General features: G+C 75.8%; 14 protein-coding genes. 9 read left to right on the top strand and 5 right to left on the bottom strand.

What is annotated here, in order from left to right; genetic code table 11:
* The first annotated feature begins 114 nt into the window (after positions 1–114).
* The 3 genes from ACFYNO_RS29665 to ACFYNO_RS29655 are packed head-to-tail and all read left to right on the top strand — an operon-like array spanning position 115 to position 4582.
* Positions 115–3201: a DEAD/DEAH box helicase gene (locus ACFYNO_RS29665; protein WP_388019278.1), complete on the top strand. Its 3087-nt coding sequence runs from the start codon at positions 115–117 to the stop codon at positions 3199–3201.
* Complete coding sequence (locus ACFYNO_RS29660) at positions 3198–3392, top strand: hypothetical protein (protein WP_388019275.1); 195 nt, start codon at positions 3198–3200, stop codon at positions 3390–3392. The genes ACFYNO_RS29665 and ACFYNO_RS29660 overlap by 4 nt, the downstream gene beginning before the upstream one ends.
* Before the next feature lie 53 nt (positions 3393–3445).
* Positions 3446–4582 carry a MerR family transcriptional regulator gene (locus ACFYNO_RS29655; RefSeq protein ID WP_388019272.1) on the top strand — a complete coding sequence of 379 codons (1137 nt, stop codon included), beginning with the start codon at positions 3446–3448 and terminating at the stop codon, positions 4580–4582.
* On the opposite strand, the gene ACFYNO_RS29650 is transcribed toward ACFYNO_RS29655, so the two are convergent.
* Together ACFYNO_RS29650 and ACFYNO_RS29645 are read right to left on the bottom strand one after the other, a co-directional pair.
* Positions 4579–5193 (bottom strand): LysE family translocator, encoded by a 615-nt coding sequence (locus tag ACFYNO_RS29650; protein WP_388019269.1) that lies wholly within the window; start codon positions 5191–5193, stop codon positions 4579–4581. The genes ACFYNO_RS29655 and ACFYNO_RS29650 overlap by 4 nt on opposite strands.
* Positions 5193–5960: a metallophosphoesterase gene (locus tag ACFYNO_RS29645; RefSeq protein ID WP_388019266.1), complete on the bottom strand. Its 768-nt coding sequence runs from the start codon at positions 5958–5960 to the stop codon at positions 5193–5195. Before ACFYNO_RS29645 ends, ACFYNO_RS29650 begins: the two co-directional genes overlap by 1 nt.
* 73 nt (positions 5961–6033) lie before the next feature.
* Between ACFYNO_RS29645 and ACFYNO_RS29640 the strand changes: the two genes are divergently transcribed.
* Complete coding sequence (locus tag ACFYNO_RS29640) at positions 6034–6654, top strand: CGNR zinc finger domain-containing protein (RefSeq protein ID WP_388019263.1); 621 nt, start codon at positions 6034–6036, stop codon at positions 6652–6654.
* Positions 6655–6712: 58 nt separating this feature from the next.
* On the opposite strand, the gene ACFYNO_RS29635 is transcribed toward ACFYNO_RS29640, so the two are convergent.
* Complete coding sequence (locus ACFYNO_RS29635; RefSeq protein WP_388019260.1) at positions 6713–8227, bottom strand: MFS transporter; 1515 nt, start codon at positions 8225–8227, stop codon at positions 6713–6715.
* 144 nt (positions 8228–8371) lie between these two features.
* On the opposite strand from ACFYNO_RS29635, the gene ACFYNO_RS29630 reads away from it, so the two are divergent.
* Positions 8372–9073, top strand: a complete 702-nt coding sequence (locus ACFYNO_RS29630; protein ID WP_388019257.1) for a TetR/AcrR family transcriptional regulator — start codon at positions 8372–8374, stop codon at positions 9071–9073.
* Positions 9074–9127: 54 nt separating this feature from the next.
* Here the strand turns inward: ACFYNO_RS29630 and ACFYNO_RS29625 are convergent, their stop codons facing one another.
* Positions 9128–9619 (bottom strand): HAD domain-containing protein, encoded by a 492-nt coding sequence (locus ACFYNO_RS29625; protein WP_388019254.1) that lies wholly within the window; start codon positions 9617–9619, stop codon positions 9128–9130.
* 62 nt (positions 9620–9681) lie between these two features.
* On the opposite strand from ACFYNO_RS29625, the gene ACFYNO_RS29620 reads away from it, so the two are divergent.
* From ACFYNO_RS29620 to ACFYNO_RS29610, 3 genes are all read left to right on the top strand, one after another.
* Positions 9682–10038 carry a helix-turn-helix domain-containing protein gene (locus ACFYNO_RS29620; RefSeq protein ID WP_388019251.1) on the top strand — a complete coding sequence of 119 codons (357 nt, stop codon included), beginning with the start codon at positions 9682–9684 and terminating at the stop codon, positions 10036–10038.
* Between the two features lie 28 nt (positions 10039–10066).
* Positions 10067–10648, top strand: coding sequence for a hypothetical protein (locus ACFYNO_RS29615; protein ID WP_388019248.1), 582 nt, complete (start codon positions 10067–10069; stop codon positions 10646–10648).
* A gap of 128 nt (positions 10649–10776) precedes the next feature.
* Positions 10777–11133 carry a DUF2516 family protein gene (locus tag ACFYNO_RS29610; RefSeq protein ID WP_388019245.1) on the top strand — a complete coding sequence of 119 codons (357 nt, stop codon included), beginning with the start codon at positions 10777–10779 and terminating at the stop codon, positions 11131–11133.
* Positions 11134–11267: 134 nt separating this feature from the next.
* Here the strand turns inward: ACFYNO_RS29610 and ACFYNO_RS29605 are convergent, their stop codons facing one another.
* Complete coding sequence (locus tag ACFYNO_RS29605; RefSeq protein ID WP_388019242.1) at positions 11268–13001, bottom strand: PP2C family protein-serine/threonine phosphatase; 1734 nt, start codon at positions 12999–13001, stop codon at positions 11268–11270.
* A gap of 223 nt (positions 13002–13224) precedes the next feature.
* On the opposite strand from ACFYNO_RS29605, the gene ACFYNO_RS29600 reads away from it, so the two are divergent.
* Entirely contained in the window at positions 13225–13782 is a 558-nt protein-coding gene (locus tag ACFYNO_RS29600) for an O-acetyl-ADP-ribose deacetylase (protein ID WP_388019239.1), read from the top strand.
* Positions 13783–13906: the final 124 nt, after the last annotated feature.

Genomic DNA, 13906 nt, shown 5'->3' with positions numbered 1-13906 from the left:
TGTAGGACGGTTTGGTTCAAAGTTCAACCACGTTGCGCCGACGGCATCCTCCGGGTGTCGTCGCCGCTGGTTAGGCTCGACTGTTCCGGGAGTCGAGGGAGGTGGGCCGCGCAGATGTTCGCCGTGCACGCCCGCTGGCGCCCCGAGGACGGCAGCCTCGCCCTCTGGGCCGAGGACGCGCGGGCCCTCGGCCGGCCGCAGCCGGGCTCCGGCGCCCCGCGCAGCCACCCCTTCGCCTGCTCGGCCGGGCAGCTGGCCGGACTGCTCGGCGGGATCGGGCCCGGCCTGGAGTGGCTGGCCGGGCGGGCCGCCGAGCGCTGGACCACGCTGGCGCTGCCCTCGCACGGCGCCGTCCCCGTGCCCTCGCCCGAGCTGCCCGGGGTGCGGTCGGGCGCGGCCACCGGGCTGCGCGAGTGGCGGGTGCCGACGCTGCGGTTCGAGGCCGCCGAGGCGGCCCAGCTGCTCGGCGAGCTGCACGACCCGCGGTGGGCGCTGACCAGCGCCGAGCTGCCGGGCGAGGGCCGGGTGGACGTCGCCTACGGCACCTCGCTGCGCTGGCTCACCGCCGTGCACGACCTCGCCTGGAGGCTGGCCGGCCGGGGGCGGGTGCTGCCCGGACTGCTCCGCACGGACGGCGGCCCCCGCGCGCAGTGGCAGCCGGTGCTCACGGCGGCGGACCACCGGGAGGCGCTGGCGCTGACGGCGGCCTGCCCGGGGGCGGTGCGGGGCGGGTGCGGGGCCGGCGAGCTGTTCGGGTCGGCGCTGGCGACCCTGACGGACTGCGAGGTGCGGGCGGCGCTGGCGGACCGGCCGGCCGGCCGGGCGGCGGGCGAGCTGCCGGCCGACCGCTGGTTCGCGGCGCTGCTCGGCGACGACGGGCGCTTCGCCGGCGGGCCGGCCGAGGTCGGGGAGCTGGCGCGGCGGCTGGACGCCTGGCGGTCCTCGGCGCCGGGCGGATCGGCGGTGCGGCTCTGCTTCCGGGTGGTGGAGCCGCTGGGCACCGACCCACTGGACCCGGACGGGGCGGTGCCGGACGAGGAGTGGCGGATCGACTTCCTGGTGCAGGCGCAGGCGGAGCCCTCGTTGCAGGTGCCGGCCGGCGACCTGTGGGCGGGCGGCGCGGCGCTGGCGGCCCTCGAGCGGCTGGTCGTCGACCCGCGGAGCGAGTACCTGGCCGAGCTGGCGCGCGCCACCCGCTGCCGGCCCGAGCTGGCGACGGGCAGCGCCCGGCCCGGCGGGCTGCGGCTGGACCGCGGGGGCGCGCTGCGGTTCCTCCGGGAGGCGGCGCCCGCGCTGGCGGCGGCGGGGTTCGGGGTGCTGCTGCCCAGCTGGTGGCAGCGCCGCCCCCGACTGGACCTCGCCCTCGGCCTGCGCCCCGCCGCCCCCAGCGCGGTGGAGCGCACGGTCCGGCTGGACCACGACGCCCTGATCGCCTTCCACTGGCAGCTCGCCCTCGACGGCGAACCGCTGACGGAGCGTGAGCTCGCGGACCTGGCGGCGGCCAAGCGCGGGCTGGTGCGGATCCGCGGCCAGTGGCTGGAGGCCGACCCGGCGCAGATCGCGGCTGCCCTGGCCTTCCTGGCGCGGGAGGGCGAGGGCGAGCAGCCGGCCGCCGCGGTGCTGCGCCCGGCCCTGGACCCGGGCGCCCTGGTGGCGGGGCTGCCGGTGGGCGCGATCCGGGCGACGGAGGTGCTGGGGGAACTGCTCGGTGGCGGGGGAGACCCGGCGGAGGGCACCGCCCCGCCGCTGGCGCTGCCCGCCGGGTTCGGCACCTCGCTCCGCCCCTACCAGGAGGGCGGCGTCCGCTGGCTGCGGGCGCTCAGCCGGCTGGGCCTCGGCGCCGTGCTCGCCGATGACATGGGACTCGGCAAGACCGTCCAGACCCTGGCCCTGCTCGCCCTGGAGCACCAGGCCGGCGCGCGCGACCCGGTGCTGCTGGTCTGCCCGATGTCCCTGCTCGCCAACTGGCGCCGGGAGGCCGAGCGCTTCGCCCCCATGCTGCGGGTGCACGTGCAGCACGGCCCCGCCCGCCCCACCGGCCCGCGGCTCGCCGCCGCCGTGGCCGGCGCCGACCTGGTGCTCACCAGCTACGGGGTGCTGCAGCGCGACGCCCCCGAGCTGCGCCGGGTCGCCTGGCGGCGGGTGGTCGCCGACGAGGCGCAGACCGTCAAGAACGGCGCCACCGCCCAGGCCCGGGCGCTGCGCTCACTGCGCGCCCGGCACCGGATCGCGCTCACCGGCACCCCCGTGGAGAACCGGCTCAGCGAGCTGCACGCCGTGCTGGACTTCGCCAACCCCGGCCTGCTCGGCTCCGCCGCCGCCTTCCGCGAGCGCTACGCCGTCCCGGTCGAACAGCACCGCAGCGCCGAGCGGGCCGCCGAACTGCGCCGCCGCACGGCGCCGTTCGTGCTGCGCCGGCGCAAGGGCGACCCGGGCGTGCTGGCCGAGCTGCCGGCCAAGCAGGAGAGCACCGTCTGGTGCCCGCTCACCGCCGAGCAGGCCGGCCTCTACCAGGCGGTGGTCGCCGACCTGCTGCACCGCCTGCGCGGGCTGCGGGGCGTCGAGCGCAAGGGCGCGCTGCTGGGCGCGATCGGCCGGCTGAAGCAGGTCTGCAACCACCCGGCCCAGCTGCTGCACGACCGCTCGCCGGTACCCGGCCGCTCCGGCAAGGTCACCCGGCTGGAGGAGCTGCTGGCGAACACCCTGGTGGCGGGCGAGCGCACCCTGGTCTTCACCCAGTACGCCGAGTTCGGCGCCCTGCTCCAGCCGCACCTGGCCGACCGGCTCGGCACCGAGGTGCTCTACCTGCACGGCCGGCTCGGCGCCCGCCGGCGGGCCGAGCTGGTGGACCGGTTCCAGCAGGACGGCGGCCCGGGCGTCTTCCTGCTCTCGCTGAAGGCCGGCGGCACCGGGCTCAACCTGACCGCCGCCACCCAGGTGGTCCACCTGGACCGCTGGTGGAACCCGGCCACCGAGGACCAGGCCACCGACCGCGCCCACCGGATCGGCCAGCACCGCACCGTGCAGGTCCGCCGGCTGGTCTGCGCGGGCACCGTGGAGGAGCGGATCGGCGGCCTGATCGACGCCAAGCGCTCGCTCGCCGACACGGTGCTGACCGCCGGCGGGCGCGCCCTGACCGAGCTGACCGCGGAGGAGCTGCGCGAACTGCTGACCCTGACTCAGGAGGCGCTGACGGAATGACGGACCCGACCAGCACGGAGCACCCGGACGTCGCCCTGGCCGACTTCTGGGGCGGCGACCTGCCCACCCGCACCGAGGAGGCCCCGGACGCCCCGTACCCCTACCTCCAGCTCGCCACCCCCGACCTGGAGGTCGGCGGCCGCAACCTGGCCGCCGCCCTCGCCCCCGTCTACCGGGCGCTCACCCGGTGAGCGGCCCGCCCGCGCTTGACCCTCGACCCGCTCGAGCCCCCAGAGTCCTCGGCATGGAGAACGCGACGACCGCCGCGGCCCCGATGCGCAGCATCGGGCAGCTGGCCAGGGAGAGCGGACTGAGCGTCAGCACGCTGCGGTTCTACGACGGCGCCGGGGTCCTCGGCCCCGCCCGGGTGGACCCGGTCACCGGCTACCGGTGGTACGCGCCGGAGCAGCTGGCCGACGCCCGGCTGCTCAGCCGGCTGCGCCGGCTCGGCCTGCCGCTGGCCGGGCTGCGCCAGGTGCTGTCCGCACCGCCCGGCGACCCGGCCGTGCACTGCCTGCTGGACGCCCACCTGCGCCTGCTGGAGGACGGCCTGGCCGACGCCCGTCGCGAACTCTCCGTCGTCAGAGCACTGATCGACCAGAGGGAGCACCCGATGACCACCACCGCCCCGGCCCGGATCACCGTCGACCGCGCCGAACTGTCCGCCGCACTCGCCGCCGTCCGCTTCGCCGTCGCGGCCGACCCCGACCCCGAGCGGCCGGTGCTCGGCGGCATCCTCTTCGACTTGGACGGCGGGGTGCTGCGGCTGGTCGCCACCGACCGGTACCGGCTGGCCGTCGGCGAGGCGGCCGCCGGGGCAGCGGCCGGCACCGAGTTCAGCGTGCTGCTGCCCGCCGGCCTGGCCGACCTGGTCGGCGCGCTGGCCGCCGACGGCAGCGGCGAGCTGGAGCTGACCGCCGACGGCGCGGAGCTGACCGCCCGGGCCGGCGGCCGGACCGTCGCGGGCGAACGGCTCGACCTGGACTTCCCCGACTACCGCCGGCTCGCCCACCCCGAGCACGCGCACCGGATCGAGATCGGCGCCGCCGAGCTGCGCCGGGCCGTGCTGGACGGCCCGGTCCGCCCGTACACCCCGGAGGACCCGGACGGCGGCGAGGCGGCCGAGGTGGTGCTCACCGTGCTGGCCGTCGGCCGCGCGGGCGGGCTGAGCGTGGTCGAGGGCGGGCCGGAGGCGCTGGCCGAGCAGGAGGAGCTGCGGATCGCGGTCAACCGCGGCTACCTGCTGGAGGCGCTGGCGGCCGGGCCGACCGGGCAGCTGGCGCTGGAGCTGGACACCGGCCTCAGCCCGCTGGCGATCCGCTCCGCCACCGGCGGGGCGGGGAGCTTCTCGGTCCTGATGCCGGTCCGGGTCTCCCGCTAGCCGACGGCGGTGCGCAGGCCCAGCGCGACCAGCACCGCCGCGCTCACCCGGTGCAGCAGCGCCTTGGCCCGCCCGGCCGCGAAGGCCTCGGCCGCCCGGGCGACCACCGCCGTCCAGGCCAGCAGCCAGGCGCCGACCAGCGCCACCTGGGCGGTGGCCAGCACCAGCACCTGCGGGGCCAGGGCCCGGTGCGGGTCGACGAACTGCGGCAGCAGGGTGAGGAAGATCGACGCCGCCTTCGGGTTGAGCACATTGCCGAGCAGCGCCTGCGCGTAGGTCGAGCGGACCGCCCAGGGCAGTCGGCGCGGCGCGGCGGCGGGCCGGCCGCCCGCCCGGTACCAGGACCAGAGGCCCAGGCCGACCAGGTACGCCGCGCCGCCCAGGCGCAGCGCCGCGAACGCCGTGCCGGACCGCATCACCAGGGCGGACAGGCCGAGCGCGGCGAGCGCGGCGTGCACGTAGAGGCCGGTCGCGGTGCCCAGCACCACCGGCAGCGCCTGGCGGCGGCCGTGCCGCGCCACCCGCTGCACCAGCAGGGTGAAGCTGGCGCCGGGCGTGGCGATCAGCGGGAGGACGGCGAGCAGGTAGCCGAGAACGGCCCGGGCCGGCATCAGCGGGCCGTCGGCAGGACGGCCCGGAAGTGTGTGGTCAGCCGGTGCGGCCCGGCCGGCTCGTCGCGGGCCAGGACGTGGAAGGCGAGGCCGGGCGGCTGCTCGCGGTCCGCCGGGTGCTCGCCCTCCCAGGGCAGCCGCAGCGTCCAGGTGACGGCCGGGCCGACGATCACCGGCAGGCCGGCGAAGCTGCTGGCCGCGGCGGTGTGCGCGTGGCCGGTGAGCAGCGCGACCACCTGCGGGTGTTCGGCCAGCAGCTCGGCCAGCTCCGGCTCGCCCTGGAGGGTGTAGGAGTCCGGCAGCGGGTGGTGCAGCCGCACCGGCGGGTGGTGGAAGGCCAGCAGGGCGGGGGTGCCGGCCGGCAGCCCGGCCAGGGTGGCGGCCAGCCAGGCGAGGGTCTCCCGGTCCAGCCGGCCCTCGTCCCGGCCCGGGACGCTGGAGTCGCACATCAGCACGGCGGTGCCGTTCACCAGGTGCAGGCGGTTCACCGGGCCGTCGGCGGCGGGTTCGCCGAGCAGGTGGGTGCGGTAGGCGGCGCGGGCGTCGTGGTTGCCCGGACAGCTGAGCACCGGGAACGGGGCGGCCAGGATGCGGGCCGCCTCCCGGTACTCCTCCGGTGCCGCGTGGTCGGCGATGTCGCCGGTGACCAGCAGCGCGTCCACCGGTGTCGGGAGCGCGCGCAGGTGGTCCATCACCCTGGTCGCCCGCTCGGTGGCGCGCTCGGTGCCGTCCAGGTGGAGATCGCTGATCTGTGCGAGCAGGACCATGTGGCCGCCCCCCGTTCTCGGTTCTAACGGTAAAAGGAAGTTTTTCCATTGGGCAGGACGGTAGGGTACGGCCATGGCAGAGATCAAGAGCCCGGTGGCGGCGGGTCGGCCCGGCACCCGCCTCGCGTTGCTGCTGGCGGGCACGGTGCGGCACGACGGCAGCGGCGGCGTGGCGGACGACCTGGCGGACCCGGCCGGGCTCGCCGCCTGGATCGCGGCGGAGGCGGAGCCGCTGGCGGCCGCGGGGTTCGCGGCGGACCCGGAGCCGGCCGACTGGGAGGCCGTGCTCGCAGTGCGCGCCGCCCTGCGCGCGCTGCTGGCGCGCGCCGTCAGCCCCGCGCCGCCGAGCCGGGCGGACGCGCACCGGCTGATCCCGGCGCCGGAGGCCGTCGAGCGGCTGAACGCGGCCGCGGCCGCGCAGCCGGTGGTGCCGCGGCTGGGCTGGCCGGAGGCGGGGGCACCGCAGGCGCGGCTGATCCCGGCGGACGAGGGCCGGGCGGAGTTGGCGGCCGTGCTCGCGCGGGCCGCCATCGACTTCCTGGCCGGCCCCGACCTGCCGCGGCTGCGCGCCTGCACGGCGCCGCGCTGCGTGCGCTACTTCCTCAAGGAGCACGGGCGGCAGGAGTTCTGCAAGGCCTCCTGCGGCAACCGGGCCCGCGCCGCCCGGCACTACCAGCGCCACCACGGGGGGTGAAACGCCCCCGGCCGGCGTCCCCCTGAGGGGGCGCCGGCCGGGTGAGGGGGTGTGCGGGTCAGGCGGCGAGGGCCTGGTCCTGCTCCTGCTCCGCCGCGTCGGCGGGCTCGGCGGCGGTGGCCGCCTTCTTGCGCATCACCACGGTGGCGAGCAGGGCCGCGGCCAGTACTCCGGCGGCGCTGATGGTGAAGGTGGTGGACATCGCGCCGGTGAAGGCCTCACGGGCGGTGCGGACCAGGGCGGGGTCGCCGTGGGCGGCGGCCAGCGCACCGGCGATCGACTCACGGGCCTGCCCCGGGGTGCCGGCCGGCATCCGGTCGGCGAAGCCGCTGGAGAGCAGCGAGCCGAGGATCGCGATGCCCAGCGCGGTGCCGGCCTGGCCGATGGTGTCGTTCAGGGCGGAGCCGACGCCCGCCTGCTCGGCGGGGATGGTGGCCATCAGGGCGCCGACCGCGGCCGGCATGGCGATCCCGGCGCCGAGGCCGAGCAGGCCGAGGGCGGTGGCCGGGACGGCGAACCCGGTGCCGGCGGAGACGGTGGTCAGCAGCACGAAGGCCGAGGCCATCACCAGCATCCCGCCGAGCACCAGCATCCGGTTGCCGAACCTGGCGGCGAGCTTCATGCCCAGGCCGTTCCCGAGCAGCGCGGCGATCGCCAGCGGGACGAAGGCCAGGCCGGCCTTGAGGGGCGAGTAGCCGAGCACGAACTGCAGGTACTGGGTGAGCACGAGCAGCAGGCCGCCGTTGCCGATCTGGACCAGGGTCAGCGAGAGCGAGCCGCCGGTGAAGTCGCGGTTCTTGAAGAGGAAGAGCGGGACCATCGGCTCCGGGGTGCTGCGCTCCCAGACCACGAAGCCGGCCAGGCCGAGCACCGCGGCGGCCAGGGCGAGCAGCGAGCCGTCGCCGAAGGCGCCGTGCCGGGGCAGCTCGATGATCCACCAGATCAGGGCGGTCATGCCGACGGCGGAGAGCACCGCGCCCAGCGGGTCGGGCTTGCGCCAGGGGCCCTTGGACTCCGGCATCAGGGTGAGGGCGGCCAGCACGGCGAGGACGACCACCGGGACGTTCAGGAAGAAGATCGAGTGCCAGGAGAAGTGGTCGATCAGCACGCCGCCCAGCACCGGGCTGCCGACCAGGCCGAGCATCGAGACGGAGCCCCAGGCCGCCATCGCCTTGCCGCGCTCGTCCTCGTCGAAGACGGTGATCAGGATCGACAGCGTGGAGGGCATGATCAGCGCGCCGCCGATGCCCATGGTGACCCGGGAGGCGATCACCTCGCCGGGATTGGTGCAGAAGGTGGCGGCCAGTGAGGCGGCGCCGAAGAGCAGCAGCCCGATGACCATCACCTTCCGGCGGCCGAACCGGTCGCCCAGGCTGCCCGAGGTGAGCAGCAGTCCGGCGAAGACCAGGACGTAGGAGTCGAGGATCCACTGGGTGTCCTGGGCGCTGGCGCCGAGGTCGCGGGCCATCGCGGGGACGGCCACGGTCAGCGCCATGCTGTCCACCACCAGCACCAGCGAGCTCAGGCAGAGCACGATCAGGATCCACCAGCGGCGTGGGTTGCGGTCTTCCATCGGACTGTCCCTTCGGGTTGCGCACACTGTTCCGGCGTTGCGAACACTGTATGCACTGCGGAACAGTGTGCGCAACCCCCGACTCCTGTACGCTCGATGCGAACGATGTACGCAGTAGGGCGTGCGAGAGCGCGGAGGAGAGTCATGGCTGCCAAGTCGAACCCGGTCCCGTCCGTGTGGGCCCGCCAGCAGGCCGAGCCGGAGCAGCCCGCGCTCAGCCGCCGGTCGATCGTCCGCGAGGCCATCGCGATGCTGGACGCCGACGGCATCGAGGCGCTGAGCATGCGCAAGCTCGGCACCCGGCTGAACGCGGGGGCCACCTCGCTCTACCGGCACGTCGCCACCAAGGACGAGCTGATGGAGCTCGCGGTGGACGAGGTCTTCGGCGAGATCGCGGTGCCGGCCGAGCCGGCCGTGGACTGGCGGGCCGGCGTGGTCGAGGCGGCCGAGGCCTTCCGGGCCACCGCGCTGCGGCACCCCTGGCTGGCCTCGGTGCTCGGCCAGGCGGGTCTGGCCTACCTCGGGCCCAATCTGATGGCCTTCACCAAGTGGCTGGCCGAGCTCTTCGCGACGGCGGGCTTCGCCGACCCGAGCCGGCCGGCGGAGCCCCTGCTCGCCTACGTGGTGGGCATGAGCACCACCGAGGCGGCCTGGCTCACCACGGTCGCCCGCTCGGGCGAGACCGAGGCGGAGTTCGTCGCCCGGCTGCTCCCGGCCGCCCAGGAGGCCTCGGGCGAACTGCTGCTGCCCGCCGACGTCGCCGCCGCCGATCTGGCCGGGCTCCGCGAGGAGAAGTTCCGGTACGGCCTGGACGTGGTGCTGGACGGACTGTCGATGCGGCTCTGAGCGCTGCGCGGGGGACGCCGGCGGGGCCGGCGTCCCCCGCCCAACGGCCCCGGGTCACCCGCTGAGGGCCGCCACCCAGCGCGCCAGCAGCTCGAAATCGGCCTCGGTCAGTCCCACCGCCGGGTCCACCCGGTGCGGCAGCGCCGGGGCGGGGTGGTGGTCGGCGATCCACCCGAGATCGGCCCGGGTGATCTCGTCGTCCACCCAGATGAACGGGCGCCCGGCGGCCCGGGCGACGATCGGCCGGGTTTTCCAGTGCCGCCCGGCGCGGGCGTCCAGGTCGTCCACGGCCGAGGGCTCCGGCCAGGGCAGCACCGGCAGCGGCGGCAGCCCGAGCAGCGGCGCGATGGCGAGGTTGGCCTCCTCGCCCCAGGTGGTCGCCCAGACCAGCTCGCAGCCGAGCCCGGCCAGCCGCGGCCCGACGGCCGGGTCCAGCCGCCCGAGCAGCGGGTTCCCGCCGGCCGGAGCGGTCGGCGACCGGGTGGCCGGCCCGCCGAACGGCAGCAGCGGTCCGTCCACGTCCAGGAAGAGCAGTGGCGTCTCCATGCCGGGAACCGTAGCGGCGCGTCGGTGCTTGCTTCTGCAAGCGCCCGAGTTAGCATGAGGGCATGGCTTCACTGAACGTCAGCTCGCTGGGTGAGTACATCCGCGAGCAGCGGCGGGCGGCGCAGTACTCGTTGCGCCAGTTGGCCGAGGTCGCGGGTGTGTCCAACCCGTACCTCAGCCAGATTGAGCGGGGACTGCGCAAACCGAGCGCGGAGATCCTGCAGCAGATCGCGAAGGCGCTGCGGATCTCGGCCGAGACGCTGTACGTCCAGGCCGGGATCCTGGAGGAGCGCCCGGCGGAAGGCGCGGACCTGCGGGCCGCGATCTTCGCGGACACGGCGATCAGCGAGCAGCAGAAGCACGCGCTGCTGGCCGTGTACGAGGCCTTCGTGACCGAGAACCGGTCGGCCGCGGGCTGAACCGGAGCGAGACGGAGAGGAAGGGCCGATGGCCACCACCGAGGAGATCCGCAACGAGATCCGCAAGACCCTGAGCGACCCGACGCCGCTCTACGCCCTGGCGGGCGTGGGCGACCTCGCCTACCGCAAGCTGCGCGAGGTCCCGGGCCGGGTCGAGGCGATGACCGCGGACCGCAGGGCCACCCAGGACGCGGCCGTGGCCCGGCTGCACGAGGCGCAGGGCAAGCTCGCCGAGGCCCAGGCCAAGGTGGCCGGGTCGATCAGCACGCTGCCCGCCGACCTGAAGGTGCTGCAGGAGAAGGCGCAGGTCTTCGCGCTGCAAGGGGCGGGCCGGGCGGCCGGGCTGGCGGTCCGGGCCAAGGAGGTCTACGACGAGCTGGCCGAGCGCGGCAAGGTCGTGGTGAACCGCCCGACCGGCCCCTGGGGCGAGTCGGTGTCCGAGTCGGTGACGGTGGAGCGGACCGAGCCGGTCACCCTGGACACCGAGGAGCCGGCGGCTCGGGAGGTCGCCGAGGCCGAGGTGGTCGAGACCGGGCAGCCGGCCGCCGAGCAGCGCCCGGCCGCCAAGCGCGCCCCGCGCTCCCGCAAGAACCCGGGCACCGAGCAGTAGCCGCGGTCGTTGGGCCGGGTGGGGTGCGGCGGCGGTTGCCGTCCCGCCCCACCCGGCAGGGTTGAGGAAGACCGTCGTGGGAAGTCAACCGGTGCGACGGCGGCGCGGTGCGAGTGAGGAGACCCTAGGTGCTGGCTTACCAGTTGCTGAACCCGTTCTGGTGGCTGTCGGTCGTGATCGTCCTGTTCAAGGCCTTCGCCCTGCTGGACGCCGCGACCCGGCCCGACCAGGGCTACCGCGCCGCGGGCAAGAAGACCAAGGGGTTCTGGCTGATCATCCTGGGCCTGGCTCTGGGCCTCGACCTGATCTTCGGCGCCAGCTTCACCACCAGCATGCTGACGCTGGCCGGGCTGGTGGCCGCGATCGTCTACATGGTGGACGTGCGGCCGGCCATCCGGGAGCTGACCGGCTGGAGCGGCCCGACCGACCGGCTGACCCGGGCGGTCCGCTCGCTCAGCCGCCGGGGCGGCGGCAACCGCTGGTGACGGCAGGTCAGCCGGCCGGGTGAGGAAGCGCGGGCGGGGGGGGGGGGGGGGGGGGGGGGGCCCCCGGGGGGGGGGGGGGGGGGGGGGGGGGGGGCGCGGCGCCCCCCCCCCCCCGCCGGGTGCTCGGTGCCGGGTCAGCCCATCAGCGGGTGCGGCTGGTTGCGCTCGAGCAGCAGCACGGCCACGTCATCGGTGAGCGCGCCGCCGTTCAGCTCCTCGACCTCGGCCAGCGCGCCGTCCACCAGGCGGCCGCGGGTGAGGCCGTGCGACTGGTGGTCGCCGATCAGGGCGATCAGGCCGTCCTGCCCGAGCCGCCGGGAGCCGGCGCCGACCCGGCCCTCGATCAGGCCGTCGGTGTAGAGCAGCAGGCTCCAGCCGGGTGGCAGCTCCAGGTGGAAGGGCGGCCAGGCGGCCTCGGTGTCGTCGCAGGGCAGCAGCCCCAGGGCCGGACCGGCCTGCTCGGTGGGCAGCACGGTCGGTGGCTCGGAGTCCGAGAGCAGCAGCGGAGCCGGGTGGCCGGCCAGGTAGACCTGGGCGTACTCGGTGGCCGGGCCCTCCGAGGGAAGCAGCTGCTGCCCCACGCCGGGCGCGGGCCTGGTGCTGAGCGCCTTCGCCCCGGTGACCGCCTGGTGCCCCGGCCGGTGGCCGGACGGCCCGCTCGGCGAGATCACCAGCATGCAGAGGGTCGCGAAGATCTCCTCGTTGCGCCGCTCGTGCTCCAGCACGTGCTGCAGCGTGGTGAGCAGGGCCTGCCCGGTCAGGCCGGCGAAGACCAGGGTGCGCCACGCTATCCGCAGCGCGACCCCGAGCGCGGCCTCGTCCGGGCCGTGGCCGCAGACGTCGCCGATCACCACGTGCACCGTGCCGTCGTCGGTGCGGACCGCGTCGTAGAAGTCGCCGCCGAGCAGTGCCCGGCGCCGGCCCGGGCGGTAGCGGCGGGTGAAGGAGAGCTCGGCGCCGTCCAGCAGCGGCGTCGGCAGCAGGTGGCGCTGCAGGCGGGCGTTCTCCTGCCCGCGCAGCTCGGCCTCGACCAGCCGGCGCTGGGACTCGTCGGCCCGCTTGCGCTCCACCGCGTAGCGCAGCGCGCGGGCCAGCAGCGGGCCGTCGGTGGCGTCCCGGACCAGGAAGTCCTGGGCGCCGGTGGCCACCGCGTCGGCGCCGAGCTGGGTGTCGGCGGCGTCGGTCAGCACCACCACGGCCGCGCCGGGCGCCAGCCGCAGCACCTCGCGCAGCCCGTCCAGCGGGTCGCGCTCCTCGGCCGGGGAGGCGGCACCCTCGGAGCCGGCGGGCTGGGCGCCGAGGTCGAGCAGCACGCAGCTGAAGTCGGAGGGCAGCTGCCGCCCGCGCTTGCCGATCGGGGCGAGCTGGGCGGCCGCCTCGGCCAGGCCGTGCGCCCGGTGCAGCTCGATCGGGGTGCCGCTGGCCGCGACCAGCTCCTCCAGCAGGCCGGCGCCGGTGCCGTCGTTCTCGATCGCCAGCAGCTTGAGCCCGCCGACCACCCGGTCCCCGCCGAAGGCCCGGCGGGTGGCCCGGGGGCCGGGCACGGCGACGGTGCCCGGGGCGGACTCGACGGTGCCCTCCGCGGTCGCGGCGGCGCGGTGCGGCATCCGCGCGGCGTCGGCGATGCCCTTGAGGTCGCCGAGGCCGGCGGCGAGGCCGCCGAGCCGGCCGAGACCCTCCAGGGTGTCCAGGCCGTGGATGGAGTTCAGTCCGTTCATGCCGTTCATGCCGTTCAGCGCGTCCTCGCCGACCGCCGGGGCGGCCGGATCAGGGCAGGGCGCACCGAGGCACTGGCGGACGCCAGCGGCTGCCGGGGCACCGGACCGGCTCTCGGCGCCGAGTCCTCGCCCGTCTCCCGTAGCGGGCACGGATGCTTCCTCCTCTTCCCTGACGGGGTAACGGCTGCCGTCCGCGCGCAGTGCCCGGCGGGCACCGCGAGTCAGGGAACCTTTCGCGACCATAACGTGATCTCCGGGGAATTCCTTGGCTGGCCGCCGTGGATGTGGTTATTGCCACGCTGGTGGCGGGGGTGATGGCTAGCGTGTGGGGCGGGTGCCGGGTTCCGGTCCGGCCTGCGACGAGGAGCTGACGGTGACACAGATCACACTGGTCCAGGGTGATATCACGAAGCAGTGCGTTGATGTCGTGGTGAACGCCGCCAACAGCTCGCTGCTCGGCGGCGGCGGGGTGGACGGCGCGATCCACCGCGCCGGCGGCCCGCGCATCCTGGCCGAGTGCCGGGATCTGCGGGCCTCGCACTACGGCGGGGGTCTTGCGGAGGGGCAGGCGGTGGCCACCACGGCCGGTGATCTGCCGGCCAAGCATGTGGTGCACACCGTCGGCCCCGTGTACCTGGACGAGTCGTTCGAGCGCGGGGCGGAGCTGCTGGCGTCCTGCTACCGGCAGTCGCTCCGGTCGGCGGTGGAGCTGGGTGCCCGGAGTGTCGCGTTTCCGGCCGTCTCGACCGGGGTGTTCGGGTGGCCGATGGAGTCGGCGGCGCGGCTCGCGCTGACGACCGTGCTGGCCGAGGTGGGTGATGGGGAGTCGGAGGGGCTGGCGGAGGTGCGGTTCGTGCTGTTCGGTGCGGAGGCGTACGGCGTGTTCGAACGGGTCTTGCGGGAGCTGACCGAGGACGGCCCGACCGGCTGAACCGGCTGGTGGTGCCGCTCTGCACGAGTCAAGGAGCCTCGGGTGGACTGTCCCAATGGTGACCTGATCGAGCGTCAACACGCCAGAGGAATTCGATAACTCGTTCGAGTGAATCGAGTGACGG

The organism is Kitasatospora sp. NPDC006697, assembly GCF_042869935.1.
Classification (GTDB): Bacteria; Actinomycetota; Actinomycetes; order Streptomycetales; family Streptomycetaceae; genus Kitasatospora.
Note: the sequence above shows the minus strand (reverse complement) of the source record. Positions and strands in the feature narration are given on the sequence as shown.

Excerpts from the sequence above, each read along its gene's own strand:
- ACFYNO_RS29630 (WP_388019257.1), top strand. The coding sequence starts at position 8,372 with ATGGCTGCCAAGTCGAACCCGGTCCCGTCCGTGTGGGCCCGCCAGCAG.
- ACFYNO_RS29635 (WP_388019260.1), bottom strand. The coding sequence starts at position 8,227 with ATGGAAGACCGCAACCCACGCCGCTGGTGGATCCTGATCGTGCTCTGC.
- ACFYNO_RS29620 (WP_388019251.1), top strand. The coding sequence starts at position 9,682 with ATGGCTTCACTGAACGTCAGCTCGCTGGGTGAGTACATCCGCGAGCAG.
- ACFYNO_RS29625 (WP_388019254.1), bottom strand. The coding sequence starts at position 9,619 with ATGGAGACGCCACTGCTCTTCCTGGACGTGGACGGACCGCTGCTGCCG.
- ACFYNO_RS29650 (WP_388019269.1), bottom strand. The coding sequence starts at position 5,193 with ATGCCGGCCCGGGCCGTTCTCGGCTACCTGCTCGCCGTCCTCCCGCTG.
- ACFYNO_RS29665 (WP_388019278.1), top strand. The coding sequence starts at position 115 with ATGTTCGCCGTGCACGCCCGCTGGCGCCCCGAGGACGGCAGCCTCGCC.
- ACFYNO_RS29645 (WP_388019266.1), bottom strand. The coding sequence starts at position 5,960 with ATGGTCCTGCTCGCACAGATCAGCGATCTCCACCTGGACGGCACCGAG.
- ACFYNO_RS29615 (WP_388019248.1), top strand. The coding sequence starts at position 10,067 with ATGGCCACCACCGAGGAGATCCGCAACGAGATCCGCAAGACCCTGAGC.
- ACFYNO_RS29640 (WP_388019263.1), top strand. The coding sequence starts at position 6,034 with ATGGCAGAGATCAAGAGCCCGGTGGCGGCGGGTCGGCCCGGCACCCGC.
- ACFYNO_RS29660 (WP_388019275.1), top strand. The coding sequence starts at position 3,198 with ATGACGGACCCGACCAGCACGGAGCACCCGGACGTCGCCCTGGCCGAC.
- ACFYNO_RS29655 (WP_388019272.1), top strand. The coding sequence starts at position 3,446 with ATGGAGAACGCGACGACCGCCGCGGCCCCGATGCGCAGCATCGGGCAG.